28 protein-coding genes are annotated in these 26,480 nt (G+C 60.0%); all 28 read right to left on the bottom strand.

Going from position 1 to position 26,480, the window contains the following annotated elements; all coding sequences use genetic code 11:
- Positions 1–3 precede the first annotated feature (3 nt).
- The 28 genes from flgK to B9A12_RS03165 all read right to left on the bottom strand — a co-directional run bounded on the left by flgK (position 4) and on the right by B9A12_RS03165 (position 26,236).
- On the bottom strand, positions 4–1,377 hold the full coding sequence (gene flgK, locus B9A12_RS03300; RefSeq protein WP_084056257.1) for a flagellar hook-associated protein FlgK: 1,374 nt from the start codon (positions 1,375–1,377) through the stop codon (positions 4–6).
- Position 1,378: 1 nt separating this feature from the next.
- The gene (locus B9A12_RS03295) at positions 1,379–1,846 is read right to left on the bottom strand and encodes a flagellar export chaperone FlgN (protein ID WP_084056255.1); all 468 of its coding nucleotides are present in this window, start codon (positions 1,844–1,846) and stop codon (positions 1,379–1,381) included.
- A 306-nt stretch (positions 1,847–2,152) separates the two neighbouring features.
- Entirely contained in the window at positions 2,153–2,488 is a 336-nt protein-coding gene (locus tag B9A12_RS03290) for a rod-binding protein (RefSeq protein ID WP_084056253.1), read from the bottom strand.
- 9 nt (positions 2,489–2,497) lie between these two features.
- Complete coding sequence (locus B9A12_RS03285) at positions 2,498–3,241, bottom strand: OmpA family protein (protein WP_084056251.1); 744 nt, start codon at positions 3,239–3,241, stop codon at positions 2,498–2,500.
- The gene (locus B9A12_RS03280; protein ID WP_170920308.1) at positions 3,234–4,127 is read right to left on the bottom strand and encodes an OmpA/MotB family protein; all 894 of its coding nucleotides are present in this window, start codon (positions 4,125–4,127) and stop codon (positions 3,234–3,236) included. The genes B9A12_RS03285 and B9A12_RS03280 overlap by 8 nt, the downstream gene beginning before the upstream one ends.
- Complete coding sequence (locus B9A12_RS03275) at positions 4,105–5,211, bottom strand: flagellar basal body P-ring protein FlgI (RefSeq protein ID WP_084056247.1); 1,107 nt, start codon at positions 5,209–5,211, stop codon at positions 4,105–4,107. Before B9A12_RS03275 ends, B9A12_RS03280 begins: the two co-directional genes overlap by 23 nt.
- A gap of 18 nt (positions 5,212–5,229) precedes the next feature.
- Positions 5,230–5,973: a flagellar basal body L-ring protein FlgH gene (locus B9A12_RS03270; RefSeq protein ID WP_170920307.1), complete on the bottom strand. Its 744-nt coding sequence runs from the start codon at positions 5,971–5,973 to the stop codon at positions 5,230–5,232.
- Between the two features lie 22 nt (positions 5,974–5,995).
- Positions 5,996–7,000: a flagellar basal body P-ring formation chaperone FlgA gene (flgA, locus tag B9A12_RS03265; RefSeq protein ID WP_170920306.1), complete on the bottom strand. Its 1,005-nt coding sequence runs from the start codon at positions 6,998–7,000 to the stop codon at positions 5,996–5,998.
- 40 nt (positions 7,001–7,040) lie between these two features.
- Positions 7,041–7,823 (bottom strand): flagellar basal-body rod protein FlgG, encoded by a 783-nt coding sequence (gene flgG / locus B9A12_RS03260; protein ID WP_084056241.1) that lies wholly within the window; start codon positions 7,821–7,823, stop codon positions 7,041–7,043.
- A 17-nt stretch (positions 7,824–7,840) separates the two neighbouring features.
- Complete coding sequence (locus B9A12_RS03255; protein WP_084056238.1) at positions 7,841–8,518, bottom strand: flagellar hook-basal body protein; 678 nt, start codon at positions 8,516–8,518, stop codon at positions 7,841–7,843.
- Between the two features lie 322 nt (positions 8,519–8,840).
- Positions 8,841–9,332, bottom strand: a complete 492-nt coding sequence (locus B9A12_RS03250; RefSeq protein WP_084056236.1) for a DUF6115 domain-containing protein — start codon at positions 9,330–9,332, stop codon at positions 8,841–8,843.
- A 26-nt stretch (positions 9,333–9,358) separates the two neighbouring features.
- A complete protein-coding gene (locus B9A12_RS03245; protein ID WP_139796466.1) occupies positions 9,359–10,057 on the bottom strand; it encodes a hypothetical protein in 699 nt (232 codons plus the stop codon).
- A gap of 72 nt (positions 10,058–10,129) precedes the next feature.
- Positions 10,130–10,933 carry a FliA/WhiG family RNA polymerase sigma factor gene (locus B9A12_RS03240; protein ID WP_084056234.1) on the bottom strand — a complete coding sequence of 268 codons (804 nt, stop codon included), beginning with the start codon at positions 10,931–10,933 and terminating at the stop codon, positions 10,130–10,132.
- A 16-nt stretch (positions 10,934–10,949) separates the two neighbouring features.
- Positions 10,950–11,837, bottom strand: a complete 888-nt coding sequence (locus tag B9A12_RS03235; protein ID WP_084056233.1) for a MinD/ParA family protein — start codon at positions 11,835–11,837, stop codon at positions 10,950–10,952.
- Between the two features lie 19 nt (positions 11,838–11,856).
- On the bottom strand, positions 11,857–12,945 hold the full coding sequence (locus tag B9A12_RS03230) for a flagellar biosynthesis protein FlhF (RefSeq protein WP_084056231.1): 1,089 nt from the start codon (positions 12,943–12,945) through the stop codon (positions 11,857–11,859).
- The gene (gene flhA / locus B9A12_RS03225) at positions 12,935–15,046 is read right to left on the bottom strand and encodes a flagellar biosynthesis protein FlhA (RefSeq protein ID WP_084056229.1); all 2,112 of its coding nucleotides are present in this window, start codon (positions 15,044–15,046) and stop codon (positions 12,935–12,937) included. The genes B9A12_RS03230 and flhA overlap by 11 nt, the downstream gene beginning before the upstream one ends.
- 9 nt (positions 15,047–15,055) lie before the next feature.
- Positions 15,056–16,114: a flagellar biosynthesis protein FlhB gene (gene flhB, locus B9A12_RS03220; RefSeq protein WP_084056227.1), complete on the bottom strand. Its 1,059-nt coding sequence runs from the start codon at positions 16,112–16,114 to the stop codon at positions 15,056–15,058.
- Positions 16,115–16,203: 89 nt separating this feature from the next.
- A complete protein-coding gene (gene fliR, locus B9A12_RS03215; RefSeq protein ID WP_084056226.1) occupies positions 16,204–16,974 on the bottom strand; it encodes a flagellar biosynthetic protein FliR in 771 nt (256 codons plus the stop codon).
- Between the two features lie 12 nt (positions 16,975–16,986).
- Positions 16,987–17,256 (bottom strand): flagellar biosynthesis protein FliQ, encoded by a 270-nt coding sequence (gene fliQ / locus B9A12_RS03210; protein WP_084056224.1) that lies wholly within the window; start codon positions 17,254–17,256, stop codon positions 16,987–16,989.
- 10 nt (positions 17,257–17,266) lie between these two features.
- Positions 17,267–18,025 carry a flagellar type III secretion system pore protein FliP gene (gene fliP / locus B9A12_RS03205; protein ID WP_084056222.1) on the bottom strand — a complete coding sequence of 253 codons (759 nt, stop codon included), beginning with the start codon at positions 18,023–18,025 and terminating at the stop codon, positions 17,267–17,269.
- Entirely contained in the window at positions 18,022–18,327 is a 306-nt protein-coding gene (locus B9A12_RS03200) for a flagellar biosynthetic protein FliO (RefSeq protein WP_084056220.1), read from the bottom strand. Before B9A12_RS03200 ends, fliP begins: the two co-directional genes overlap by 4 nt.
- Positions 18,328–18,330: 3 nt before the next feature.
- The gene (gene fliN / locus B9A12_RS03195; RefSeq protein WP_084056218.1) at positions 18,331–18,723 is read right to left on the bottom strand and encodes a flagellar motor switch protein FliN; all 393 of its coding nucleotides are present in this window, start codon (positions 18,721–18,723) and stop codon (positions 18,331–18,333) included.
- A gap of 34 nt (positions 18,724–18,757) precedes the next feature.
- Entirely contained in the window at positions 18,758–19,750 is a 993-nt protein-coding gene (gene fliM, locus B9A12_RS03190) for a flagellar motor switch protein FliM (protein WP_084056217.1), read from the bottom strand.
- Positions 19,751–19,763: 13 nt separating this feature from the next.
- Positions 19,764–20,258 (bottom strand): flagellar basal body-associated FliL family protein, encoded by a 495-nt coding sequence (locus B9A12_RS03185; protein ID WP_084056214.1) that lies wholly within the window; start codon positions 20,256–20,258, stop codon positions 19,764–19,766.
- 35 nt (positions 20,259–20,293) lie between these two features.
- Positions 20,294–21,058, bottom strand: coding sequence for a motility protein A (locus B9A12_RS03180; RefSeq protein WP_084056213.1), 765 nt, complete (start codon positions 21,056–21,058; stop codon positions 20,294–20,296).
- Positions 21,059–21,541: 483 nt separating this feature from the next.
- Positions 21,542–22,699, bottom strand: coding sequence for a flagellar hook-basal body complex protein (locus B9A12_RS03175; protein WP_084056211.1), 1,158 nt, complete (start codon positions 22,697–22,699; stop codon positions 21,542–21,544).
- Positions 22,700–22,768: 69 nt separating this feature from the next.
- A complete protein-coding gene (locus tag B9A12_RS03170; protein WP_084056209.1) occupies positions 22,769–23,458 on the bottom strand; it encodes a flagellar hook assembly protein FlgD in 690 nt (229 codons plus the stop codon).
- A gap of 33 nt (positions 23,459–23,491) precedes the next feature.
- On the bottom strand, positions 23,492–26,236 hold the full coding sequence (locus B9A12_RS03165) for a flagellar hook-length control protein FliK (RefSeq protein WP_084056207.1): 2,745 nt from the start codon (positions 26,234–26,236) through the stop codon (positions 23,492–23,494).
- Positions 26,237–26,480 lie beyond the last annotated feature (244 nt).

Here is a 26,480-nt window from a genome sequence, read left to right as displayed (position 1 = left end):
GCGTTAGACCATGTTGATGGCCGTCTGGATCATGTCGGATGTGGTCTGCACCACCTTGGCGGCGGCCTGGTAGAGCTGCTGTTGTTTGAGAAGTTCCACCATTTCTTCATCGATGGAAACGCCCGACACGGACTGCCGCTTGGCTTCCAGCTCCGTCACCAGGCTGTCGCGGAAGCTGTGTTGGCCTTGAGCGGATTCCACCGCCAGCCCCACATCTTGCGTTAATCGGTTGAGGTACGTTCCCAGGGACAAGGACTCGCCGTCCCAGCTGAGCGCGTTGTCTGTCTGCCACTTGAGAACATCCTGGGGATCCGGTGGGTCGTCCAACGGGTGGTCCGTCACGGCGATGGTGGAGGCTGTGGTCCCCGACGGGGTGAAAAAAAGATAGTCGTTGGGATCGGCAGGCGGTGGCGGGGCCGGGCTGTATTCGCCGTTTATGGTGGAAACCAGAGCCCCCGCAAAATCATCCAGCTTGTCCTGCCACTCGTCCACTTGGGACGCCGAAGCAATCAACCCACCCAGGGAACCTCCCAACCGGTCCAGGGTGTTGGCGGCATCGGAGGTGTCCAGTTGGCCCACCACCGTTCCCGTATCCTTGATGGTAACGGCATATCCGGCGGACTCGTCCTGGACTTCGAGCTCCGCCGCGTACACCGTGCCGACCACCAATGGGGTTCGGTCGCCGAGAAAGATATTGATCGCTCCCCCGGAGATTTCTTCCGTATCGAACTGGACGTACTGGCCCAATTCCTTCATGGCTTGGTAGCGCTGGTCCCTGAGATCGTTGGCTGTCTGCCCGGATCCTTCGGCGCGTGCGATCTGCAGATTGAGGTCCCGAATTTTTTCCAGCAGCGTGTTGACCGGTTGCAGAGAGTCCTCCAGGTCTTTTTTGAGGTTTCCCTGCAACGCATCCAGATCTGCGGCCGTGTCATTGAGCAGGCTTGCCAGGTTTTTGCCGGCTTCGATCACCGTTGCCTTTTCGGCGGCCCCATCGGGGTTTTGTGCCAGGGCGTTCCAGGCGTTCCAAAATGCGTTGAGCGATCCGGAAAGCCCGGTTTCCCCATCATCGGAAAGATAGGTTTCGGCCGTCTCCAGGATGCGCCCCATCGTTTCGTAGTAGGAACTGGAAGAAAGGCTCCCCAGCAGGTTGGATTCCAGGAAGGCGTCGCGCTGCTGAACGATGTGGTCCAAGCGGGCTCCCATGCCCACCCATCCGGCGCGTTCCCGAACCGCTCCCTGTGTGACTGTGGATGCCTTCTGGCGCGTGTAGTTGGGGTTTTCCGCGTTGGCGATGTTGTGCGAAGAGGTCTGAATTTGGACCTGGGTGTTCAGGAGCGCGTTCTTGGCGATTTCCAAAGATGCGTTCAGCCCTGCCATGTCAGGCCTCCCTGTGAATTGAGCTCCCCCTGAACGCCGCAAAATCGGGCGGGGTGGCTGACGGGCCGTAGAGATCCCTTTCGAAAAGCCTCAAGATTCCCTGATAAATGTCCAGGGACTCCAGGATGAACTGGCGGTTGGCCTCGTTACGAGCCTCAATGTGGCGCAGGATGGTCTTGATTTCCTGAAGGGTCTGGCCGCCGCCGTCATCTCCGCCCGCTGCCTGAGGACTAAGCCGCTGCAGCTGGGCTGCCAAGGCCCGGGCCAGGCCCTCCTTGGCCGGCAGCAGGTGCAACAGGGCCTCATGGTCCCTTTCCTTGAGGCATCGGCTTTCTTCTTCCACCATTTCCAGAAGAGAGGTGGCCGTTTCCAGGATGGTGCGAAGGTCTTGGGTCCTGTGGGCGTGCACGCCTCCGCCTTTGGCTCCTCCGCCACCCTTGGCCGCCTGTCCTGTCCCTGGTGCATGCATGATCGATTCCTCACTATTCTAATCGGCAAAAAGTACGAAAAACTAAAGGCCTTGGGATGGATCGCCCTGCCCCCGGTGCCCAGCGTTTGTCCCCCGTTGCGGCAGAGCCCTTTGGGGACGTGAAAAAACAACGTGGCGTCCTTTCCCCCTGGAAATCTCGCCGGCTGAGCCATCTCCTTGCACTTCGGAACCTTCACCTCTGCGGAGCTGGAGCCCCGCGTGGACGCACGCACCGTGAATCGGTGATCCTTTTGCCCACAGCCGTCTGCGGCGGCCCGGGGATTTGCGCTTTTCGCCAGTCCGGATCTAAGTCTCTTTGGGCGTGCTTCCGGTGGCCGGTGAGGCGCTGGAAGCTTCGATCAGGGGTTCCAGCTGGCGGTAGAGAAGGTCGCCCAGACCCACCGCACCCTGCTCGGCACATTCTTTGGCCAGCGCTTCGTCGAACATGGCCTCGTAAAGGCTTTGGGCATGTTCCGGTCTTTCCGCCCTCAAAATCCCACGTCTCATGGATTTGAACATGTGGGCGTTGAGCAGGCTTTCGAAGTCCCGGCAGGCTTGGCGAAGCCTTTTCTTTTGATGGTCCACGGAATCGGCGGTGCGTTCCGGGTTCCAGGTCACGGGGGCCATGCGTACGGAATCCATTTTCAACTCCTAGCTCACCTGTTCAAAGATGAGTTCCACGCGCCGGTTCATGCGGCGCCCTTCCGGGGTGGTGTTTGGCATGAGGGGCTGGGTGTCGCCGTAGGCCCCCACGGCCACCTTTTCGGGCGGTACCCGGGCCTTGTCCACGAAGAAGCGGGCCACAGCCATGGCCCGGGCCAGCGATAGTTCATCGTTGGAGGCAAAACGACGACCGCTCACGGGGCGGCTGTCCGTATGGCCGTCCACATAGACCCGGTAGGGCGCTTGCCTGAGAAAAACAGCAAACTTTTCCAAAGCCTTGTAGGCCTTGGGCTTGAGCTCCGCGCGGCCGCTTTCAAAAAGGAGTTGGTCGCCGAAGATGAAGGAAAAGCTGCCCGGGGCCCACCTCTTTTTCACAAAAAGGGCGTTACCCGAGGAAATAACCAGTTTTAGGTTCTTGTCCATGGGGACTTTGGTGACCTCATCCAAATCCCGAACGTCCATGAGGTAGACGCTCTTGAGGCTCTTGACGATGTCCTTGACGGCCATCTCCGAATTCAGGCGCACCTTTTGACGATTCTTGAAAAACAGGATCCCGCTGCTTTTGTCGAAGTTTTGAAAGGTGCTCCGGATCGCCTTGTCGTTGAGCGACGACATACTGAGCAACAAGACAAAGAAGGTCAGAAGCAGCGTGGAAAGGTCCGAAAAGGTGACCATCCAGGAGGCGCTGCCCTCACCGCCTTCGTCGCCTCCACCTTTCTTTTTCTTAGCCATGTTGCTTCACTCCTACGGTATGTTTCATTGCAGATCGATCTGGCCCATCCTTCCCCGATGCCCCTTGGTTGTCCATCGGGAAGAGCCGGAAGAAGAAATTCTTGTAGTTGAAGTAGGGTGTGGGTTTGGGTTTTGCCCGAACCAGGGAGGCCGGCAACGACCGGCTGTAGGTCATGGCGATCTCCACCCTTTGATTCTTGTAGCGCAGATGGGGGAACTGGGCGCCGTCCACGAGAGGACGGGAAAAGCTGAAACCGTGCACACTCATTTTGCCCATCGGCACACCCAGGCTTATGAGCTTTCTGTAGACGGCCATGGCCCTGCGGGTGGAGATCTCGTAGGAACGATCAATCCATCGCGGATCGCGTATGTCTTCGTAGCGGTCGGTGTGCCCCCGGATCTCCACCTCACGGTTCTGCCCGCGCAGGTAGGGGGCGATCTGCGCCAAGTAATGGGAAGCGGCTTGCGTCAAGGTGAACGATCCGGGTTCAAAGAGGAGCCTTTGGTTGAGGACGATGGTTATCTCTTTGTCCCTTTTAATGATGTCCACCTTCGGATCCAGTTCATTTTTCATGGTCACTTCGTGGAGCAATTCGAAGTTGAAATCCTTGTCTTCCATCAGCGGGGACGAAAACTCACTGATATCCGACCCTTTGGGTATTCCAATAGCCGCGCGGCCTCCTGGCAGGAACCCGAACGCCCCCACCAGGGAGTTCAAGACCTCCTTCTTCCTCGTGTTGTCCAGGACGGACATACTCAACAAAAGCACAAAGAAGGTGAGAAGCAGGGTGCACAGGTCGCAGTAAGTGGTGAGCCACCCATCTGCCGCCGGGCCTTCTTCTCCGCCGTTTCCCTTCTTCTTTTTAGATGAGCTCGAGTCGGGCATGGAGCGCTCCTGCGGCCTTGATGGCCTGCAAAATGGTGATGATGTCCCTGGGAGTGGCCCCGATGGCATTGAGTCCGTGGATGACCTCCCCGATCGTGGCGCCACCGGGCAGCAGGTTGAGGCTTCCCTTGCCTTCCTGGACCTGAACCGACGACTGGGGAGTCACCACCGTCTGGCCTTGGCTCAGCGGCAGTGGCTGGGACACGGCCGGTTGCTCCGTGATCTGCACCGTCAGATTCCCATGGGCCACCGCCACGGGCGAAATGCGCACGTTTTCCCCCATCACGATGGTTCCCGTGCGTTCGTTGATCACCACTTTGGCTGTCGTATCGGGGGTGACCTCCAGGGTTTCCACTCGGGAGATGAGCCCCACCATGTTGGTTCGAAAGGAAGGCGGCACCTGCACGCGAATGGTGGAGGCGCTGACGGGCTTGGCAAAGGGGCCTCCCAGGGCCAGGTTGATCCGCTGGGCCGCCCGATTGGCCGTGGAAAAATCGGGTTCTTCCAGGACCAGGTCCAGGCCCTCCTGATCTGAGAGCACGAGGGGGAGTTCCCTTTCCACCATGGCCCCGCCGGAGATGTAGCCCACCGTGGGGTGGTTCTTTTGGACGGAGCTACCGCTGGCTCCCGCGCTGGAAAACCCTCCCGTGGAGAGAGGGCCTTGGGCCACGGCGTAGATCTGGCCGTCGGGTCCCTGCAGGGGAGTCATCAACAGGGTGCCTCCTTCCAGACTCTTGGCGTCGCCGATGGACGAAACCTGGACGTCGATGCGGTTGCCGATCCGGGCGAACGGCGGCAATTGAGCGGTGACCATAACGGCGGCCACGTTCTTGACCTTGAGGGCGTCGGGGTCCACATGGATTCCCATGTGGTCCAGCATGTTGGCAAGTGTATTGGTGGTAAATTGGGTCTTGCTGTTGTCTCCCGTGCCATTGAGGCCCACCACCAGGCCGTAGCCGAAAAGCGGGTTGGTGCGAACGCCCATGAAACGGGCGATGTCCTTGATGCGCACGGCTCCCGCGCTGGGACAAACCCAGAAGATGGCTGCTGCCAAAAATGCCAAGCCCCACGCAACGCGTCTCATGGTCTCAAACGCCTCCTTTTAGAACGGGAGCAGGATGTCCAGCAGCTGCCCGAGCAAGCCGGGCTTCTGATGGTTGGTCACAGGCCCTTTGCCCACGAAAAAGATCTTTGCTTCCGCGATGTTCTGCGACAGGATGGTGTTGTCCCGGGTGATGTCCATGGGCCGGATGACCCCTTCCAGGATGATCTGCTGCATCTCGTCGTTGACCCGCGTCCAGCGGGAGCCCCGGATCACCAAGTTGCCGTTGGGAAGGATGTCCGTGACCGTGGCGGTCATGTAGGCGGTCATGGAATTGGTCTTCTCGGTGCTGCCCTTGCCCGTGAAGGTGTTGTCGAAGGTGAAGCCGTAGCCGGTCTTGTTGAGGGGCCGTAGAAGCGTCTTGGTCGTCGTGCCCAGACCGAGGAAGTTGCCCGTTCCGCTCAATTCCTTGGACCGACTGGTCTTCGTTGTGGCCTTTTTGCTCGCTTCCGATTGTTCACTCACCATGATGGTGACGATGTCCCCGATGCGGTGGGCCTTGATGTCCCGGAAGAGGGAATCGTTTCGGGCCGACCACAACGATCCGGTCCGAGAGGCCGGGGGTGCCGGTGGATGTGCCGGCTCAATGGTGGTGGGCTGGGGGGGCGGGGACGTGGCGGCCACGGAGGCCGGCTTTCCCGACGTGGCACAGCCCGCCAGGGCCCAGATCAAAGAGACCAGCAGCAGGCAGGCAGTCGTGGCTTGTGGTTTTATCTTCGTCTTGAATGGTCCCTTGGTGATCATTTGTGACGCGCTCCCTCTGGGGTCAGCGGGGCACCCGCACGGTGTTCTCATCGAGCACTTGGCCTTTGAGAACCTTGTCCGAATCCAAGTTCACGATCCGAATCCAATCTCCATGTCCGCCGGCTTCCTTGGCCTTCCCCCTGGCGGTCAGCATAATCCCGGGCGTCTGGTACACGATGGTGACGGTCTTGCCGCGCCGCACCAGCAGGGGCTTGTCCAGGGAGGTCAACTCCAGGGGTTCTCCCATGGAAACGGCGTGTACCAGTCGCTTCCCCACGGCTTGAGAGACTTGGAAGACGTAGGATCGTGACGGATCGCTGATTTCGATCTCGCGCATCTCCACATCATCCGGGCTGATGATCTCACCCCGCTTCAGCGGCCGTGCGGCATGTAGCACCCTCTTTTTGAGGACCACTTCGGCCGCCGCCTTGAGGGTGCGGACCTTCTTGCCGTCCAGGAAGAAATGAATGGAAAGATTCACGTGTCCTAAGAAAGTCTCGCCGCTCCGGGCTTCTATCTGGTGAGTCAAAGAGCCGGCAGGCAGCATGGGCAAGCCCGAAAAGGTGATGTCCCGGATTTCCATCTCCGAAGGATCCCAGGGGGCATGGGTGCGAATGAAGGCCGTGACCATCTGCTGGATTTGCCGGTCTTCCACGTAGATTGCAGCTCGTTGAATGGTCAGCCGATCGGGCAAAACCAGAAGCGTGGACTCGGGGTCCACTCCCCGAGAACGCAGGAACTTGACCATGTAGGCGCGCAGGTTCTCAGCTCGGATGAATCGCTGTGTTCCCAAAGGAGGGGTGGGCCCCAGCTCAATGGAACGGAAGATGGCCCGCCATGATGACGGTAAAGAGTCCGGTTGGGCCAGCAGATCGGCCAGGGTGATGGTGTCGTTCGCCACCTCCACGACCTGGCGAAAGTGGATCTCTTGGGGGCACGGTCCGAGCGCTGCCCCCCAGGCCGGTGGAGTAAGCCCCCAGCCCCACAGCACCACACAAAACGCCAGGAGCGCCTTTCCGCAACCCATCGCCATGCCCCTCGGGAACCTCATGAACATCGACTCACCCCTAGCTGACCACACTGTTGGCGATCCGAAGCATTTCGTCCGCCGTGCGGATGACCTTGGAATTGGCTTCGTAGGCCCTCTGCCCGGCGATCATGTTGACCATCTCTTCCACCACGTTGATATTGGCGCTTTCCAAAAAGCCCTGGAGCAGGGTGCCGAACCCTTCCGTTCCGGGCTGGCCCTCCACCGCATCCCCGGAGGCCTCGGTGGGGGCGAAGTAATTCTTGCCAAGGCTGAGGAGACCCGCGGGATTGGGGAAATCGTAGAGCGTGATGGTTCCGGAGGTCAAAACGTTGCCGTTGGCATCGAGGGCGTTCAAAGTCCCTTGGGAATCGATGTTGACGGTGACCGCATCGCGGGGAATGCTGATTTCCGGCTGAAGTCTGTTGCCTTCCGCGTCCACGATGTAGCCTTCACTGTCCAGTTTGAAGGCGCCCGCCCGCGTGTACACCTCCTCGGTACCGCGAACAACGCGGAAAAAGCCCTTTCCTTCAATGGCCAAATCCAGCTGGTTGCCCGTTTCCGTAAAATTCCCCTGGGTGAAGATCTTCTCCACGGAAGCGGTCTTGACCCCCATGCCGATCTGGATGCCCGCGGGGATCTGACCGTTGGCTCCCGTTTCCGCCCCCGGGGGAATGATGTTCTGGTACATGAGATCCTCGAAGTTGGCACGGCTGCGCTTGAAGGCCGTGGTGTTGGCGTTGGCCAGGTTGTGCGCCACCACGTCCATGTTCATTTGTTGGGCTTCCATGCCGGTGGCCGCGGTCCAAAGACTTCGCATCATGGCTTCTGTCTCCTCGTCTAGGCCTTACCCAATTGCGAGATGATCTGCTTGTCCTCTTCGAAACTTGCCTTGGCAATTTTTTGGCACGTCTCATAGACGCGCGAAGTCTCGATCATGTGGGTCATCTCTTCCACAACGGAGAAATTGGCCCCTTCCAACGCACCCTGTTCCACTTCGTAATCCGCCGCGGGCATGGGCACCGCCCCCGCCTGGGTCGGCACCAGCAGGTTGGAGCCTTCGTGGCGCAGCTGGGTTCCTGGGGGAAAGATCACCACGTCCAGCATGTCCACGGCTTCTTCCCCGTCATAGACTTGACCGGTGGGGTCCACGCGGAAATCGGTTCCCGTGAGTTCGATCACTCCCCCTTGCCCCAGGACCGGCCATCCGTCTTGGGTGACCAGCTGTCCCTGGTCGTTGACCGTCAAATTTCCGGCACGTGTGTAACGCTCACCCTTGTCGGTCTGGACCCGCAGATAGCCTCGGCCACGGATGGCGATGTCCCAGGGATTGCCGGTGCGGTGTATGGGGCCCGGGTCCGTTTTCGTGTAGGTCTCCATTTCCATGAATTGGCTGAAACGCGCGGCTTCCTTCCGGTAGCCGGGGGTGGCGGCGTTGGCCAGGTTGTTGGCCACCACATCCATCTTCTTCCCTTCCTGAATGGCACCCAGCACTGCGGTATAGGGACTCAATCGCATAGGGCACTCCTTTCAACAGGGTCTTGTAGCAATGGAAGTGCCAGGTTCAGAGACCCTGGCTGCCCCAGAACATTTGGGTCTGGGCGGGATGGCGCCACGCCGGGGCGGTTGCGAGCGGTCAAATGTGCCCCGAACTGGGCACATTTTTCCGTGTTGGGACCATGGCGTCGATCCACTCGGTGGGCAGGCGAGTGCCGGCGGTCTCCACCGGTGCTGGGGAAGATCTTTTCAAGCGGCGGATGGTCCCGGGAGCGAACCTTGCCACGCTAAGGCGGGGGCGGAGTGTTATCCTGTGGCCCCTCTGGGAGAAACGGGGATGGACTCAAGGTTTCTTGGCCCCTTGTGGATCCCTGGGGCGGGCCAGCCTGTCCAGGCTGAGGATCAGTTCCACCTCCCCCACGGGCCGTTGGGTGGCCAGGGCGATCTCTTCGGCGGACAGTCCCGAGCGGGCAAGTCGAAGGATGGAGGCCGTATCTTTCCGTTGCGAGGGCGGGGCCGGTCTGGATTCAGTCCGTCCGGGCTTCGTGTCCAGCCGGTCGAGGGTGTCTTTGGCCTTTTCCAGCTTTTCATCGAGAAGTCCCAGGATGTGCTGGATGAGCTCAGCCCGTTGCTGAAGGTTCTTTTCGAATTCGTCGGCCAGGGTTTTGGTTTCGGAAACGATCCCCTCAAAGGTTCCCAGAAGGGAACGGAGTTCTTCCTCGGATCCGCCGCGTCGGCGGGACAGGAACAGGCCTGCCAGCAGGGCGACCAGGACAAGGTCGATCAGGAGTTGAAGGCCGGTGTGCCAATCCATCTGGGTCCAAAACGATTCCACCTGAGGAGCCTCTTCCAGCGTGTTTTCTAGATTCTTTGCAGATCCACCAGTTCCAGGGAAGCGATCTTCATCGTGGAGAAGCGATCCCGGAGAAGGTCGAGCAAGGGCCCTTCCACAATCCGGCTCCAGTCCCTGTGAGCATTCTTTTCCGGGCTCTGTTTGCTGAGATAGTGGTAGATTTCCCGGCGCAGCGGGATGGAAAGGTCCTTGAAGAGCTCGGGGGCCCTGGGGCCCACGAGGCGGATTCGAACCGTCAGGCTCAACAAATCCGTCCTTTGGGCCGATTGGGCCGGAAAAAAGAACCGGATGTCCTCTTGGTATTCGGGAACGGAGACGGGTTGGGTGATCCGCTGGACGCCTCGTGGTTCCCGGAAAGCGGCCGCAGGCTGCTGCTCTGGGGATCTCAGGAAGATCCAAAAGCCCATGGCCATGACCAGAGCGACGACAGCGATCGTCGCTCCCAGGATCTTGCGCGAAGGGTTTGGAGCTGGACTCGTTGGCTCGGCGGGCTCGTCATCGGTCGGGATTTTTTCAGAAGCCGACTCTTTTTCTGCATCCTCGGGGGTGGGATCGGAAGGGGCTTCTTCCGGCGTTTCTTCCAGAGAGGAAAAGAGAGAAGCCAGTCCTTCCGACTTTTCCTGTTCCACCACGAAGATCGTCTCCTCGTCGGGAGGCGTCTGGGGCCCTTGACGTGTCGTTTGAGCTTGAGTCGTTTCCGGTGCCACTCTTTTCCCCTGTCATAGGCTGGCGTTTGGGGGCGAACCTTTCTTCCGCCTGGATCTCCCGCTTGCCCCTGTTCAGCGGTTCAGATTGCCGGAGAGGTTTCTCGGCAGGTCCTCTTCCTTGAGTCTTTTGGACAAGCGGGTCCTGAGCTTCAGGATGGCCTTGGTGTGGATCTGTGAGATGCGCGATTCCGTGTAGCCCATGACCGCCCCCACTTCCTTCATGGTGAGTTCTTCAAAGTAGTACAGGGAAAGAACGACCTTTTCCTTTTCGGTCAGGCCCTCGATGCATTCGGCCACGATCTTTTGCAGCTCCGAGCGGTGGATCTGGTTGAAGACCTCGTCCGGGGCCGTCGCCAGATGGGCGGCTTCGCGGTTTTCCGAGATGTATTCGTTCAGATCTTCCGGCAGAAAGGAGATGCCCTTCAGGCTGTCCAGCAGCTGGTGGTATTCGTCCAGGCTGATGGCCATCTCCCGGGCGATCTCCTCGTCTTCGGGGAACCGTCCCAGTCTCTGCTCCAGATTGGCACAGGTCTTTTCCAGCTCCGCGCTCTTTTGGCGCAGGGACCGCGGCACCCAGTCCAAGGATCGAATTTCGTCCAGCATCGCGCCTCGGATTCGAATCTTGGCGTAATTTTCAAAGGAGACGGACTGGGCCGGGTCGAACTTGTCCAACGCATCCATCAGGCCGATGACGCCCGCATTGAACAAGTCGTCCACACACACGTTGTCCGGGAGGCGCGCCGCCAGGCGGTAGGCCGTGTACTTGACCAGGTCGTAATACTTGAGGATGGCCTCTTCTCGTGTGGCGCATCCCAGGTGGGAAAGGACGGGGCTCAGATCAGGCCCGCAGGTGGCGGCTGATGTTTTCACGTTCATGGATATCTCCGCCGTGTTAGACATGGAGCAGACGTCTCCAGAAAAATTGAATGTTGCCCTTCAGCCCCGGGGGCGGCTGCCGATGGATCCGCTTGGCGATGTCCATGATGGCTTTGGCCGCAGGGGCTCCGGGAAAGGCTTGGAGAAGGGCTTGCTGCCGTCTGACCGATTCGGGAACGCTGGGATCGCGGGGGATCCAGCCCACGTAGTCCAGGGAGAGACCATCGAGAAAGTGGTCGGCCACCCGGCTGATCTTGCTGAACACCCGACGTCCTTCCCTCTCGTCACCCACGTTGTTGGCCAGGATCTTAAAGGTGCGTTCCCCATGCCGGGTGTACATGACCTTGATGAAGGCATAGGCGTCTGTCAGGGAGGTGGGCTCTGAGGTCACCACCACGATCTTTTCCTGGGCGGCCAAGTTGAAATAGAGCACGGTGTCCGATATGCCGGCTCCCGTGTCGATGAGCAGGACATCCACGTCCCCTTCCAGATCGTCCAGGAGATCCACCAGGAGCAGTTTCTGTTCATCGCTCAGGCGGGTGAGTTCCTGCACGCCCGAGCTGGCCGGCATGATTCTCACGGATCCCGGGCCCGCGACCAGCACCTCCTCAAAACGCTTGGATCCTTCCAGCACGTGGCTGATGTTGAACTTGGGGGCCAGTCCCAGCAACACATCCACATTGGCCAGTCCCAGGTCCGCATCCAGGATGAGCACTCGCTGCCCCAGCCGGTCCAAAGCCAGCGCCAGATTGACCACCACGTTGCTCTTGCCCACGCCGCCCTTGCCGGAGCTCACCGCAATGGTTCGGATGGCTTTGTCCCCGAAAGGGGCGTTCAAGGGGCGGTTGTCGTCCCAGAGGTCCTGTCCCGTTCCTTTGCCCTTCAGCCCAAGTGCTTGGTCCATAGTGCTCCCTTCCATCCAACTACCGACCACGTGGAAAGAAAAAGCTCATGATGCGCTGCGGTGTGGCTCTGACCAGATCTTCCGGAACCCGTTGACCGATCCCCAGAAAGGAGAGTGGATACCCGTACCGGAGCAGCGGGTTGACGATGGAACCAGGGGTCAGCGTCTCGTCGATCTTCGTAAAGATCAGGCTCTCCACCGACAGGGACCGAAACCGTCGGATCACGTTTTTGATGTCCTCATCCTTCGAGGTGGCGCTGAGTACCAAGAGATGATGGGCTCCGCAGTCTTTGGGAAAGACCGCCTGAAGATCTTCCACATAGCGGGCCTCCAGGTAGTTGCGACCGATGGTGTCCACCAGAAGGACCCGGCACTCGCCCATGCCCCTGCAGGCCTTTTCCAGGGATTCCCGGCATTGGGCCACCTCCAGGGGCATTTCCAGAATGTCTGCGTAGGTCCGCAGCTGATCCAGGGCGCCGATCCGGTAGGTATCCAAAGAAATCAAGCCCACCTTGAGCCGACGCTTGTACTTCAGATAAGCGGCCAGCTTGGCCAGCGTGGTGGTCTTGCCCACCCCCGTGGGTCCCACAAAGGTGAAGAGCGCTGGGCCCTCCCCGTTTGGCTCCAGGGCCTCGAAGGGGTCCTGAAACCGGATCTTGTCAGAAATATGACTTCGGAAAGCGTCGAAGACTTGGCGCTTTGACGCCGGCGAAGTGTCCGTTTCCTGGAAGAGACTGCGAAAGATCTGGAAGGCGTTCTTTTCGTCCAGCCCGCGCAGCAGCATCTGCTGGAAGAAGTCCAGGGCGGTGGGATTGAGTTGAAGCCGGGCAAAGGCATCCCTGGAGGAAAAGAGCAAGGAGAGCATGCCCCGGATGTCCTCCAGTTGGTCCTGGACCTCCGGTAAGCCGGGGTGCTGGACCGGGGCGGCCTCGGGGCTTGCGGGGGGCTTTCCGGGGCGTTCCAAGGCCGCCGAGATTTCCACCCAGGAGGAACCGTCCGGTCCGGGGACCTTTCGATTCCCCAAGAGGATGGCGTCCGGGCCCAGATCGCGGCGGACCTGTTCCAGAACTTCGTGCATGCTGGGAGCCTGAAAGGTCTTAATCTGCATGGGTTACCTTTATGGTGCCGATGGATTGGATTTCGGCCAGCTCGGCCAGCTCGCTGTGACTGATTACCACCACATCTGGCAAAAAGCGTTCCAAAAGCCTTTTCAAGTGGCGCCGCACCACCGGGGAGGTGAGGATGACCGGGTGGTGGCCCGCATTGGCCGCCCGCTGGACCTCTACGCTGGTGGCCTGAACCAGCTGCTGCATGGATTCGGGGTCCATGGAAAGAAAGGCGCCGTGTTCGGTCCGCTGGATGCTTTGGGCCAGTCGTTCTTCCGTGGCCGGATGGAGGCTGATGACGTGCAGGCGGCCCTCTTCCGATTCGTAGGGGCGTGTAATGGTTCTGGCCAGGGCCTGGCGCACGTATTCGGTGAGGATGTCCGGGTCCTTGGTGACAGCGCCCTGCTCGGCCAGGGTCTCGCAGATGGTCTGAAGATCTCGGATGGAGACACGTTCTCTTACCAGGTTTTGGAGCACCTTCTGAACGGTACCCAGGGGAAGCGGGTTGGGGGTGAGGTCCTCCACGAGCTTGGGCTGGGATTCGGCCAGTATGTCCAGTAGTTGCTGGACCGTCTGGCGGGTGAGGAAATGGGCCGCGTACTTTTTGAACAGCTCGGTGAGGTGCGTGGCCACGACCGTGGGAAGATCGATGAGCGTGAGGCCGGCGCGCGCGGCTTCTCCTTTCTTCTTGTCGGGCACCCACAGGGCCGGCAGCCCGAAAGCGGGATCCTTGGTGGGGATTCCCTCTATGGGGGCGCCTTCCGGATCCGAAGGTGTCAGGGCCAGGTGATGGCCCAGCATGAGTTCCGCTCGGGCCACGGGATTTCCCTTGAGCAGGAGCCGGTATTCGGAAGGCTTGAGCTGCAGGTTGTCGCGCACGTGCAGGGACGGAACCACGATGCCGTAGTCCAGGGCCAGTTGCTGGCGGATGGAGCGGATCCGGCCCAAAAGGTCCGATTGGCGGTCGCCGTCCACAAGGGGAATGAGCCCGTAGCCCACTTCCAGCTCCAGGAGATCCAAGGGGGGGGGAAGGGCGGGGGAAGCCGTATCGCCCGTTCCTTCTTCCTGGGGCTCCACCTGTTTGTCTTCCATCTCTTTTTTTCCGATCCGTTGGTGCTGCCGGTACGCCAGACCCAGCAGTCCGCCTCCCACCAGAAAGAGGGGAACGAAGGGAAAGCCGGGAACCAGGCCCAGGCATCCCAGCATGCCCCCGGCGATGGCCAGCGGCTTGGGATTCAGACCCAGCTGGCGGCCGAAGGCCCGGCCCATCCCCGTGTCCAATTCGGCCCGGCTCACCAGGATGCCGGCTGCGGTGGAGATGATGAGGGCGGGGATCTGCGAGACCAGTCCGTCTCCCACGGTGAGCAGGGTGTAGGTTCTCAGGGCTTCCACCACCTCCATGTCTCGTTGGAGCACGCCGATGGCCAGTCCGCCCAGGATGTTGATGAGGGTGATGAGGATACCGGCGATGGCGTCGCCACGGACGAACTTGCTGGCGCCGTCCATGGTTCCGTAAAAGTCCGCTTCCCGCATGATCTCGGCCCGCCGGCTTCGGGCCTCCTGGTCATCGATGAGGCCGGCGTTGAGGTCGGCGTCGATGCTCATCTGCTTTCCGGGCATGGCGTCCAAGGTGAATCGGGCCGCCACTTCCGAGATGCGCTCGGTCCCTTTGGTGATCACCACAAAGTTGACGATCACCAGGATCACGAAGATCACCAACCCGATGACGTAGTTGCCTCCCACCACGAACTGGCCGAAGGCCTGAATCACATGCCCGGCGGCTTCCGTGCCCATGTCGCCGCGAAGGAGGATGAGACGGGTGCTGGCCACGTTCAGCGCCAGCCGAAACAGGGTGGTGATGAGTAAAAGCGTGGGGAAGATGCCGAAGTCCAGGGGTTTTTGGGTGTAGATGGTGGTGAGCAGGATCAGAAGGCCGAAGGAGATATTCGTGGCAAGCAGGACATCCATGAGGGGCCCGGGGATGGGCAGCAGCATGACCGCCAAAATGACGACCACGCCGATTCCCATGAGGGCGTCCCCTTCCGAGAAGGCACGAAGGCGCGCCAGCCAATTGTCCGTACTGACCTGAGAGGGCTCTGCCATGATCGGGGATCACCTTGCCTTTCTCTGGTGGTAAACGTAGGCCAAAACCTTGGCCACGGCCCGGTAGAGGGCCTCCGGTATGGTCTGATCCAGTTTCACCTGTTTATACAAGGCGCGTGCCAGCGGCGGGTTCTGAACCACGGGAACACCGTGTTTGCGCGCCGTCTTGATGATGTTTTGGGCCACCAGGTTCATGCCCTTGGCCACCACCTTGGGCGCCTCCAGGCCTTCCCGATAGACCAAGGCCACGGCATAGTGGGTGGGGTTGGTGATCACCACCGTCGCTTCCGGAACCTTGGCCATCATTCTCTGCCGCGCCAGGCTTCTTTGGATGGATCGAATGCGGGACTTGATCTGGGGGTTGCCTTCCGCCTGTTTGTGTTCTTCTTTGACCTCCTCTTTGGTCATCATGAGGTCTTTGCGGTTTTGCCACTTCTGGTAGTAGAAGTCGGCGAGGCTCAGCACGAGAAAGACCGCGCCGGTCTTGATAAGGATCTTGCGGGCCATCACCGCCGTTTCCACCAGGATGGAACGGACATCCATCTGCAGCAGGTAGGTGATCCGGTCCGCTTCGCTTCGGAGCACCAGGAAGGCGATGTAGCCCACGATGGTGACCTTGAAAAAGGACTTGACGGTCTCCATGAGAAACCGCAATTGGGCGAAACGTTTGATCCCTGACAGGGGATTGAGCTTGGACAACTTGGGCTGCAGGGGTTCCAGGGAGAGGATCGGTCCCTTCAGTTGAAACAGGTTGACGGCCACGGCGAAGATCAGGACGGCGACGGCCACCGGTGCTGTCATTTTGAAAAAGATCAGGGCGACGCTCACAAAGAGCTGCCGGCCGCTTCCCGACAGATCTTTCATCAGAAATCCGCTGGCCCAGGTGAGCCTGCAAAGCTCCTGGAAGCGGCTGGGAAGGGACTGCAGGTAGATCCAGGCCGCCACGCAGCCCACGGCCAGGACCACCAGGGCGTTCAATTCCTGGCTCTTGGGTACGTTTCCCTTTCTGCGCGCTTCGGCCAGCCTTTTTCCGGTTGGCTTTTCGGTCTTTTCCTGGGATCCCGCCACGGATCCTTCTCCCGGCTAGAGGGTAGATTTCTGACACCCCGTGTCAAAGGACCTGTCATGGTGAGGCGGCTGCCGCCCCCTGGGGCGTCTCAGTGGGACACTGCCTGGAAAAAGTGGATCAGGCGTGCCAGGTGGTGGGCCAATAGATCGTTCCAGCCCGCCAGGGAGAAGATGGCAAAGAGGATGCCAACGGCGATGGTGATGGGAAAACTGGCGATCAGGATGTTGATCTGGGGGGAAAACTTGGCCACCACGCCGAACGCCACCTGCAAGAGAAGCTGGACGCTGAGGATGGGGGCGGCGATCTTGATGGCGATCACAAACAGCTGGCCCGCTTGCGCGATCACGCTCCGAAAGACCTCCCCGGAAGGGAAAAATCCGCCCACGGGGATGGTCTGGAAGCTTTCCAGGAAGACCTTGATCACCAACAGGTGTCCATTGACGGAAAAGAAGATGAGGGTGGCCAGGATTTGCAGGAATTGTCCAAGCAGAACGTTTTGAGTGCCGCTCTGAGGGTCGGCGACCTGGGCGAAGCCCAGTCCCATCTGGAACGAGACCAGCTGGCCCGCCATGTGGAAGGCACCGAAAAGGATGTGCATGGTCAGGGCAAAGAGACTGGCAAAGACAAGCTCGCTGACCACGAACCCCGCTGCTTGGAAGGGAGACAGGGGAAAGGGCTCGATGAAGCGCCCGACCAGAGGCAGGCTCAGGGCACTCAAGGCCACGGTGCCCCAAGCCTTTGCCGGCGCCGGAACCTGCCGGGCGCGAAAGACGGGTAGAAGAAAGATGCACAGCCCCAGCCGCAGGAGGATGCTCAAAAAGATCCGAACCTGGTGCAGATCCACGGTGAGGGTGGGCATGGGACCGGCCCCCTATCGGATCCAGTGGGGAATGTTGATGAGAATCTCGCGGGTGAAGGCAATCATCTTCCCGCTCATCCAGGCCCCGAAGATGAGCAAGGCCAGGAAGGTTGCCACGATCTTGGGCACGAAGGTGATGGTCATCTCCTGAATCTGGGTGATCGCCTGGAACAGGCTGATGAGGACCCCCACGATCAGGCTGACGAGCAAAACGGGCAGGCTGACCATGAGCATCGTCTCCAGGGCCTGACGGGCCATGCCGATCACGAATTCCTGAGTCACGGCCGGTCTCCTAAAAGCTCTTCACCAGGGACGCCACCAGAAGATTCCAGCCGTCCACCAGAACGAAAAGCATCAGCTTGAAGGGAAGCGAGATCATGACGGGCGGCAGCATCATCATGCCCATGGACAGAAGAATGCTGGCCACCACCATATCCAGAACCAGAAACGGAATGTAGAGAAGAAAACCAATCTGGAAGGCGGTCTTGAGTTCACTGATCACAAAGGCCGGAACCAAGGCGGCCAGGGGAAGCGCTTCGGCGTTTTTCGGCTTTTCGTCGGAGGTAAAGGATGTGAAGAGTTTCAGGTCCTTGGTTCGGGTCTGTTTGAGCATGAAATGCTTCAGGGGGGTGACGGCGCGCTGAACAAATTCTTCTCCGGAGATTTCCTGGGCCTGGAAGGGCTGCAGGGCCTGTTCGTTGATCTGCTGCCATACGGGCCACATGATGGACAGGGTCAGAAAAAGGGCCAGGCCCACGATCACCTGATTGGGGGGGGACTGCTGGGTGCCCAGAGCGGTTCTGAGAAAGGCAAAAACCACGGCCAACCGCGTAAAGGACGTCATGAGCACGAGGATCGACGGGGCCACGGACAAGACGGTCAGAACAAAGAGGATCTTGAGAACACCAGCCACCTGTTCGGGGGCCTGGGCGTCGTCCATGTGAAACTGCACGGCTGGCAGATTCAAGTCCAACCCCCAGCAGACGGCTGCGCCCAGCTGGCAAAAAAGGACCGTCAGGATCACGACCATGGCGACCTTTTGGACTCTCATGCCATGTCCTCCTGAGCCGACAGCGTTCCTGGATCCTCGGGCTGGGGGGCGAAGCTGGCCAGCACTTCCATTCGGTTGGGGGAGACCCCGATCAGGAAGCGTTGACCGTCCCCGACCCGAACCAGCACCAGCGAGTGCTTGTTGGTCAAAAAGCGCCGTTCCAGGATCTGGAGTCCCGAGGTGCCCCCGTTCTTGGACAAGGGCCATCCGAAGCGTTTGAGCCCGTAGGAAAGGGCCAGCAGGAGGCCCACCACCAGCGCCAGGGCTGCCGCCATCTGGAGGAATTGAACGGCGAAATCCATGGCCTACCCCAGTTGCTTCACGCGCTCCATGGGGCTGACGATATCGGTGATGCGTACCCCGAACTTTTCGTTGACCACCACCGCCTCGCCCCGCGCGATCAGTTTGTTGTTGACCAAAATCTCCAGCGGTTCTCCGGCGAACTTGTTCAGTTCCACCACGGACCCCTGGCCCAGTTGCAGCAGGTCGTTGATGAGAAGCTTGGTTCTTCCAAGCTCCACGGCGATCTCCAGGGGAAGATCCAGGATGAAATCCAGATCCCGCATTTCCCTCTTCAGAGCCGCTTCCGCGTCTTCTTCTGCGCTGGGATGGCCGGTGTCGGCGGAAGGAGCCGAGACGTTGGGAGCTTGCATGGGCTCCAGTTCGGTGGCCATGTTTCCCTTGGCTTCTTTGGTCATGGATGACCTCCCTTTCACAATCGGTGTGTTGGCTTCAATCGCTTTGAGCTGCGATCAGCTCCACGATCTGGATGGCTTGGTTGCCCTTGTGAACCCCGGGTTCAGCCCGAAACTTGGGCACCCCTTCCACGGTCACCAGGAGGGGGTGGTTCACGTCCTGATCCAACAGGATCACATCCCCCTTTTCCATGCGTAGCAGGTCTTGACCCTTGATCTGGCTGCGCCCCAGCTCCGCCGTCAGGGAAACCGATACCTCCCGCAGCCGGCGGATGAAACGCCGGGTCCACGAATAATCCACCTCCAATTGGTCGCTCTGGTAACTGGCGGAAAGCTTGGAGCGGATGGGCTCGATGGTGGAGTAGGGAAGGCACAGGATGATCTTTCCCATGAGGGTGTCCATCTCCAGCTCGTAGTGCACCACGATCACCAATTCCGTGGGCGGTACGATGGTGGCGAACTGGGGATTGACTTCCGATCGGACGAACTTGAAGCTGATGGATGTGACCGGATTCCAGGCCTCTTCCAGGTCCTTGAGGGCCATGCGCACCACCTTGTTGATGACCCGCTGCTCGATGGAGGTGAAATCCCGGCCCTCGATCTTGTAGCTGCTCCGACCCGTGCCGCCGAAAAAGCAATCCACCAGGTTGAAGATGAGGCGGCTTTCCACAACCAACAGCACGTGCCCCCGCAGGGGGTCCATCTTCAGCACATGGAGGCTGGTGGGGACGGGCAGGGTGCGGATGAAGTCCCCGAACTTGATCATCTCCTTTTGCGTGACCGTGATGTCCACCACTTTCCGCAAGGCCCCGGAAAGGGTGACGCGGTGGACGCGGGCAAAACGATCGTTGATGATCTCCAGGGTCGGCATGCGACCGCGGATGATCCGATCCTGGCTCGTGAGATCGTAGGGGCGGATACCCTGTTGCTCTTCCGCCACCTCAGCGGTATCCGTCTCGGTTTCGATCTCTCCGCCGTCCAGGCCCTTGAGCAGGGCATCCACTTCGTCTTGGGAAAGCACGTGTTCCATCGGGGCGGCCTGCCTACTGGACGAGAAATTCGGTGAAATAGATGTCGAGCACCTGCCCTTGCTTGAGGATGCGGTTCAGGGCTCCCGTGAGGGCCCTCTTGAGGGCCAGCTTGCCGGACAAGGAAGAGATGTCGTCGTATTCCTTGCTGGAAAGCAACATGAGAATGGCGTCGCGGATTTCGGCGTTTCGGGCGTCCAATTCGGTCAGGACGGCCTCGTTACTCAACTTGAGCTGAAGGGTGATCTTCAGGTAGCGTTCTCCGCCCGGATCGGAAAGGTTCACCAGGAAGGTCTCCAGGTCCTTCATGACCGGTTTTTCCAGGGCGGGGGCCGGCGCTTCCTTCTTGGCCTCCTCCTTCTTTCCCGCGAAGAACTTGGTGTAGGCGAAGAATCCCCCCCCGCCGACCACTGCGAGCAACACCACCAAGAGGATGATCTTCATCAAGGGGGATTTCTTTTCTTCCTGCTGTTCCGGGGTGTCCGGTGCCGCTTCCTTCTTTTTCGCCATGCTGATGCTCCTTGCCTCTGCGTCTTCCGTCAACCTTAATCAAACTTGCTCTCTCGCTGACTCGGCGGTACGAACGAGTGGAGCTTCTGTTCGATGACGCGCGGGTTTTCCCCGTTGGCCACACTCACGATTCCGCTGATGACCATCTCCTTGACCAGGGTTTCTTCCTGGCTTCGCTTCTTGAGTTTTCCGGCCATGGGCAGGCAGACCAGGTTGGCCGCCACGGCCCCATAGAAGGTGGTGAGCAGGGCCACGGCCATGGAAGGGCCGATGGTGCTGGGATCGTCCATGGTGGCCAGCATCTGCACCAGACCGATCAGGGTGCCGATCATACCCAGAGCGGGAAAGAAGGTGGCCATGGTGGTTAGGATTTCAGCTCCCAGTTTGTGTCGTTCCTCCAGGTATTCGATTTCCGTCTCCAGGATCTCCCGGATGGAGTCGGGTTCCATGCCGTCGATGGTCAATTGCAGACCCTTGACCATGAACTCGTCGTCCAGCGTGGGCACTTCGGCCTCCAGGGCCAGGATCCCTTCGCGCCGGGACTTGTTGGCAAAGTCCACGAATCGATCCACCACCTCCTGGGTGCTCCACACCTTGGTGAAGAAAACGTTTTTCACCACCTTAAAGACCCCCAGCACGTCGGCCAGGGGGTAATTGACCAGGGTGGCGCCCATGGTGCCGCCCACCACGATGAGCAGAGAGGGGATGTTGATAAAAAGCCCCAAACCACCTCCCATCATGATGGAGATGATCACCAGGGCGAAGGCCGATACGATGCCGACAACCGTTGCTATGTCCATAAGTCCACAATCACCTCGGAATCGATGCGTTCATGGAAAAGCCTCAGGGCGCCCGGAATCTTCAGGCTCACCGCTGGGGGTAGCAAACACTGCGCCAGTTTAGAAGGATATCGGTCGGGATTCGTGTTGACTTGAGTCCTGGGGCCGAACGGTTTCGGGCCCTGGCCGCCATGGGGAGCCCAAGCCCCATCCCTCCCACCCGGCAAAGGCCGTGAGCGGCTGAAGACCTTTGGGGTTCTTTCACTTTTCCACGCACGGAGATCCGTTCATCCCTGAAACATGGCCTGGGCCTGGCTCCATGGATCCCCGTGGCAACGTTCGGAAAATGGGAAGCGCCGGGCATGGCGGAAGAGGCGGGGGAAGGATGGCTGATTGCGTCAAGCAATTGACGTGTGGGTCGAGACAACCGCAGCCAGGTCAAAAAAAGGTCCCCGCGGGCGGGGGGCCGCGGGGACTGGAAGGAGGCGGTCCGGGAGACGAAGCCTAACGGACCATGTTCACGGCCACGTCCAGAAGCTGGCTTGCGGTGGTGATGGTCTTGGAATTGGCCGTGTAGCTCGCCTGGTAGGTGATCATGTTCACCATCTCTTTGGCCAGATCCACGTTGGAGGCTTCGATGGTGCGGCTGAAGATGGCTCCACGGACTCCGTCGTTGGCCGTTCCGTGGATGGGGAATTTGGATTCGGGGCCCTGCGTGTAGAGGTTGTTGCCTTGCATGATGAGCCCGTTATTGTTGGCGAAGGTGGACACCCTGAGCTGCCCTCCCACCACCGGCTGGGGATCGTTGCTGGTGGCCATCCAGTCGGTGTCTTCCGTTAAGGATGTTCCGTTGTCGGCGACGCCTGTGATTAGATAGGAACCTTCATTGGCGGTGCCGGATCCGAGAATGCTGTTGGTGCCGGAGAGGTCGAACTCGGACAGATTGATGGAGCCCACAAAGGCGTCGTTGGTGTTGTCGCTGTCTGAGTCATAGTTCAATGTAAGGTCGGTTCCAACCTTGAAGGCGAGATCCACCTGATTGCCGCTGGTATTCTGCAAAGTGACAGTGATAGTCTCCCCGTCGCTGACGGGGTTCTGAATATAGACGCTTCCGTAGGCCTTGGGGCTGGATGTGCCATCGGTGTCGCAGATCATGACCTGGTGCGGATCGAGAGGGGTGCCCCAGATCTGACCGTTGGAGTCCACGCTGTAGTCCGTCAGCTTGGGATCGGCCGGATTGTCCACGTGGATTTCGTTGCCGTCCCTGTTGAGCACGCGGTAGCCCAAATCATTTACGAAGTAGCCGTCTTTGTCCATGTGGAAGCCGCCGTCACGGGTGTAATAGACGGTGGTGGAGCCGGGTACTTTCACACTGAAAAAACCGTCGCCGTTGATGGCCAGATCCGACCAACGCGTGGTGCTCTGAAGGGAGCCCTGGGAAAATTCGGTGACGATTCCCATGACGGCGGTTCCAGACCCTTCCCGGTCCGTGTCAATGGACAAGGTGGAGTAGTACCCGCCCACCAGATCGCCGAACCGAACGCTGTTGCTCTTGTAGGAGGTGGTGTTCACGTTGGCGATGTTGTCGCTGACCACCGTGAGAGCCGTGGCGGAGCTGGTGAGACCACTGACGCCGATGTTCATCGCTTGACTGATACCCATGGATCTTCCTCCTTATTTGTCATTGGCAAAAGGGAATCTTTGTTAGGAATACTCCCACTGTTTCCTTGTTTAGACGGCAGGCTCCGATGTCTCGATGCGCACCACCGAGCTCACCGGAATCCGCAAGCCGTCACTGTCGTCCAGAACCAGGTAGCTGATTCCGTCTTCCATGCGGAAGCCGTACACGTCTCCTTTGATGAGCGACCTGGCCGTCACGGGAGTTCCATTGGCCGAGGCCGTGACTTCGAAGGTGTAAATGCCATCCGGAACCGAATTGCCGGCATCGTCCGTAGCGTCCCAGGCGATCTCGTGACGGCCCGCCTCCAGGTCCCCTAAGGCGAGGGTTCGGACCGCATTTCCCGATTCGTCCAAGATCGTCACGGTAACGTTCGCTGGTTTCTCCAGTTCCACCGAGGCCTCCGAGATCTGGCCATCCGCCACCTGGATCCCGTTACCCGCGGCACTCACCGTCTTGCCCAAGAACTGAAGGCCTTGCGCGTTGTTGATGGATGCCAGGTAGTTTTGCTGGGTTTCCAACTGGCCGTGGATTTGTGTCAGTTTCTCGACGGTGCTGAACTGGGCCAACTGGGCCGACATGTCGGAGGCATCCATGGGATTGGTGGGATCCTGGTGCTGGAGCTGCGTCGTAAAGAGCAGCAAGAACGCGTTCATGTCCGAAAGGGCTTTTCCTGCGACCGTTTCGCTGCCGGACACATCCGTCATGATGGAGGGAGTGGGTGTTACTGACTGAACGGCCATGATGTCACCTCGTCTTGTGCCGATGCTTTGCGTTTAAGCCCTCAAACTGATCGTGGCCTCCGCTGGGGCGGCGTAGTGGCCGATCCGGGTTGGTTTCGCTCGGTTGGGGCCCACAGCGGTTCCAGTTCCATGGGCGGGTGCCGGATCTCCTTCAAAACGGCGATCCGATTGCCGGTTCTGTTCACGAACGTCCACCGAAAACTGGCTCAGCTGGAGGCCTTGTTCCGAAAGGAGATTCTGGAGGAACGCGGTGTTTCGGGCCAGGAGGTCGCGGGCGTCCGGATGATCGGCCTGGATCCAGGCGTTCACGTAGTTGCCGTGGGTCTCAACCCGGAGGGTGATTTTTCCCAGGTGCCTGGGCTCCACCTCCAGGGTCATTCGGTGTCTTCTTTCCCGGCTCATCCGTCCCACAAGATCCGCCAATTCCTGGGGCCATTGCGCCTCGGAGAAGCTGAAACCGGCGCTCTGGGGATCGGCTTTGCTTACCGGAGAGGCGGCCTGCTGGGTAGCGGTGGAGCCCACGGAAAAGGCAATAGAATTCGGTTTCTGTGTGGCTTCCTTTGGGTTCTGGGCTTCTCTTGTCCCGTGTTCTCCCGCCCAGGGATCGTTTTGAGAAAACCCCTGGGAGTGGTGGTCTCCCTGGGAAGCGGGTGGGGAAGGGCGCGACCCTGCTTCCGGGGTCCGCATCCCATGGGCGCGCGCCCGAAGCCTGGAGGCGCGTGGCGACCCACTTTCCTCCCCATCCGGAACGTCCTGGGCCGGGACATCCTCCAGGGGACGGGTGCCCGTCAAGCCCGCTTCCATGCTGGGAGTCCCTGCGCGGGGGATCGCATCTGTTTGCGATGCCATCGTCCGCTGGTCCGAAGGCTGGTGTGCGTGACCCGAAAAAGGGGTGCGGGTCTGCGGATCGGCCGGAGCGTTCCCATGCGAATCGGAGGAATGGGAGTCAGCCGGGGCGCTTTCCGACGCATCGCGGAGCCTGCTGTGCAGGTTGATCGTCGAGGGACTGGAGAGAGGCTCTTGGTTTGTGGTTGTGGCCGATGTGCCGGCGTCCAAGGGGTTGTGCTCCGGGGCCTGGTGTGCGTGATTCGAAAAGGGAGTGCGGATCTGCGGGGCGGCCGGAGCGTTCCCATCGGAATCGGAGGAATGGAAGTCAGGCATGGAGCCATCCGCTGCTTCCCGGGAGCTGGTTTCCAAGGGCATGGCCACGGGGCTGGAAAGGGGTTCTTGGTCTGTGGTCGTGGTCGGTGTGCCGGCATCCAAGGGGTTGTGCTCCGGGGCCGGAGCCCTTTGGGGTTCGGGGTGGACAGGGGTCTGGATGACGTTTTGGGCCTGGACCTCCGGACGGGGAGGGACCGCATCAGGGATAAAAGGGTCTGGCATGTCCACCCGAGTTTGCTCCGGGGCCTGGTGTGCGTGATTCGAAAAGGGGGTGCGGATCTGCGGGTCGGCCGGAGTGTTCTCACGCGAATCGGAGAAACGGAAGTCAGGCATGGAGCCATCCGCTGCTTCCCGGGAGTAGGTTTCCAAGGGCATGGCCGCGGGCCTGGAAAGGGGCTTCTGGTCTGTGGTCGTTTCCGATGTGCCGGCATTCAAGGTGTTTTGCTCCGGGGTCGGAGCCTTTTGGAGTTCGAAATGGCCCAGGTCCACGGTGGCGTTTTGGACGCCGGGCCCGGGGCGTGAAGGGCCGGAATCGGATAGACGGGCGTCAGTAAAGATTTGCGTTCCTAGCGGGTCGGGACGGACGGGTGCAGCTGCCTCCTCAAGGACCTGGAATTCCGGGCGGGGCCCATCCCGCAAGGCCCTGTCGTGTGTTCCCTGCTGGGCGCCGCGCTTATCTTCTTTCCGCGTCGCTTCCTCCGCTTTCCTGGGGGCGGGTGCCAGGGCGTCGGTCAGGGAGTCCGAAAGCTCCTTCTTTTCGTCTGTGAACAGGGGGGATTCACCTTCCCGGTCTTCCACTTCTTGGCGATCCGAGTGGCGCACTGCGGCAAAGCCCGACCAGGCGGGAGTGGCTCCCACCCCGGGTTCCGCCTGGGACCCTGAAACGGTCTTCGTATCGGAAGCTTGGGGGCTGTCGGTGGTTGCATCCTGTGCGGAGGCGGCCAGTTCTTTGGATCGAGTGCTTTGGGCGCTATGGAGAATCTTGCTGATGAGATCAGCCACCTGCTCCAGGTTGGAGTCACCGGCTGCGGCGGCCTGGGCCCAATCCCTGGACAAGGCCCCGTCCCCACCGGACCACTGGACGTTTTCCAAAAGACGCCGAACGCCCACCGCCGGAACCACGGCCGCTGGGGATGGCAGACGCTTGTGGGCATCTTCCTGGGCCTTTTTGAGGATTTCGGCCAGGTCCCGAAGGCTCACGGTGCCTTCGTCACCCGTTCGGGACGCCACTTCCATCCTGGTTTCCGCCGGAACGTGCAACTGGGCCAGAACCTTCTGCAGAAGCAGGGGATCGGCCATTAGCAGGTTTTCATCCACTTCGCGTTTGGCGTCCGCCTGCCATCTGCGCTCATCCAGGGCCTGTCCGTCCAACGTGATGGGCATGTTCCGCGGGACCTGAACCGATTGGGTGAGCTCGGTGCCCTCAGGAATCCACGGAGCCCCTGGGCCGGTGGATTCCCCCCATGGCGTTTCCTCGGCCTTGCCCAGAAAGAGGTTCATCTCTGCGGCCAGATCCTGCTGAAACTCCGAGGACAGGACTTTTCTTCCCAGTCGCTCCCGTTCCCTGGAAAGGAATTCGCCGAGCAGTTGCGAAACATTGATGGAGAGCGGCAGCATGTGAGCTCCTTTTTTTCAGCGGTTCCAAAGGTGCATCGCGTGTCGCCCCTCTATTGGGCAAATCCGGTGCCAGATTGTGCTATTCAAGAAAAGTCATACAAATCAAATAGATAAGGTGTTGGGGTGAGCGGAGGAAGCCTTCCTGGGCATGGGGAGGGGGCAAAATTTTCACCGAGGGGGAGAAAAAGCTGCCGCCGGGTGGCGGGGCACCCGGCGGCCAGGGAGGGTGGGAGGAACGGACGGT

The sequence above is a fragment of the Desulfacinum hydrothermale DSM 13146 genome (assembly GCF_900176285.1).
Lineage (GTDB): Bacteria > Desulfobacterota > Syntrophobacteria > Syntrophobacterales > DSM-9756 > Desulfacinum > Desulfacinum hydrothermale.
Note: the sequence above shows the minus strand (reverse complement) of the source record. Positions and strands in the feature narration are given on the sequence as shown.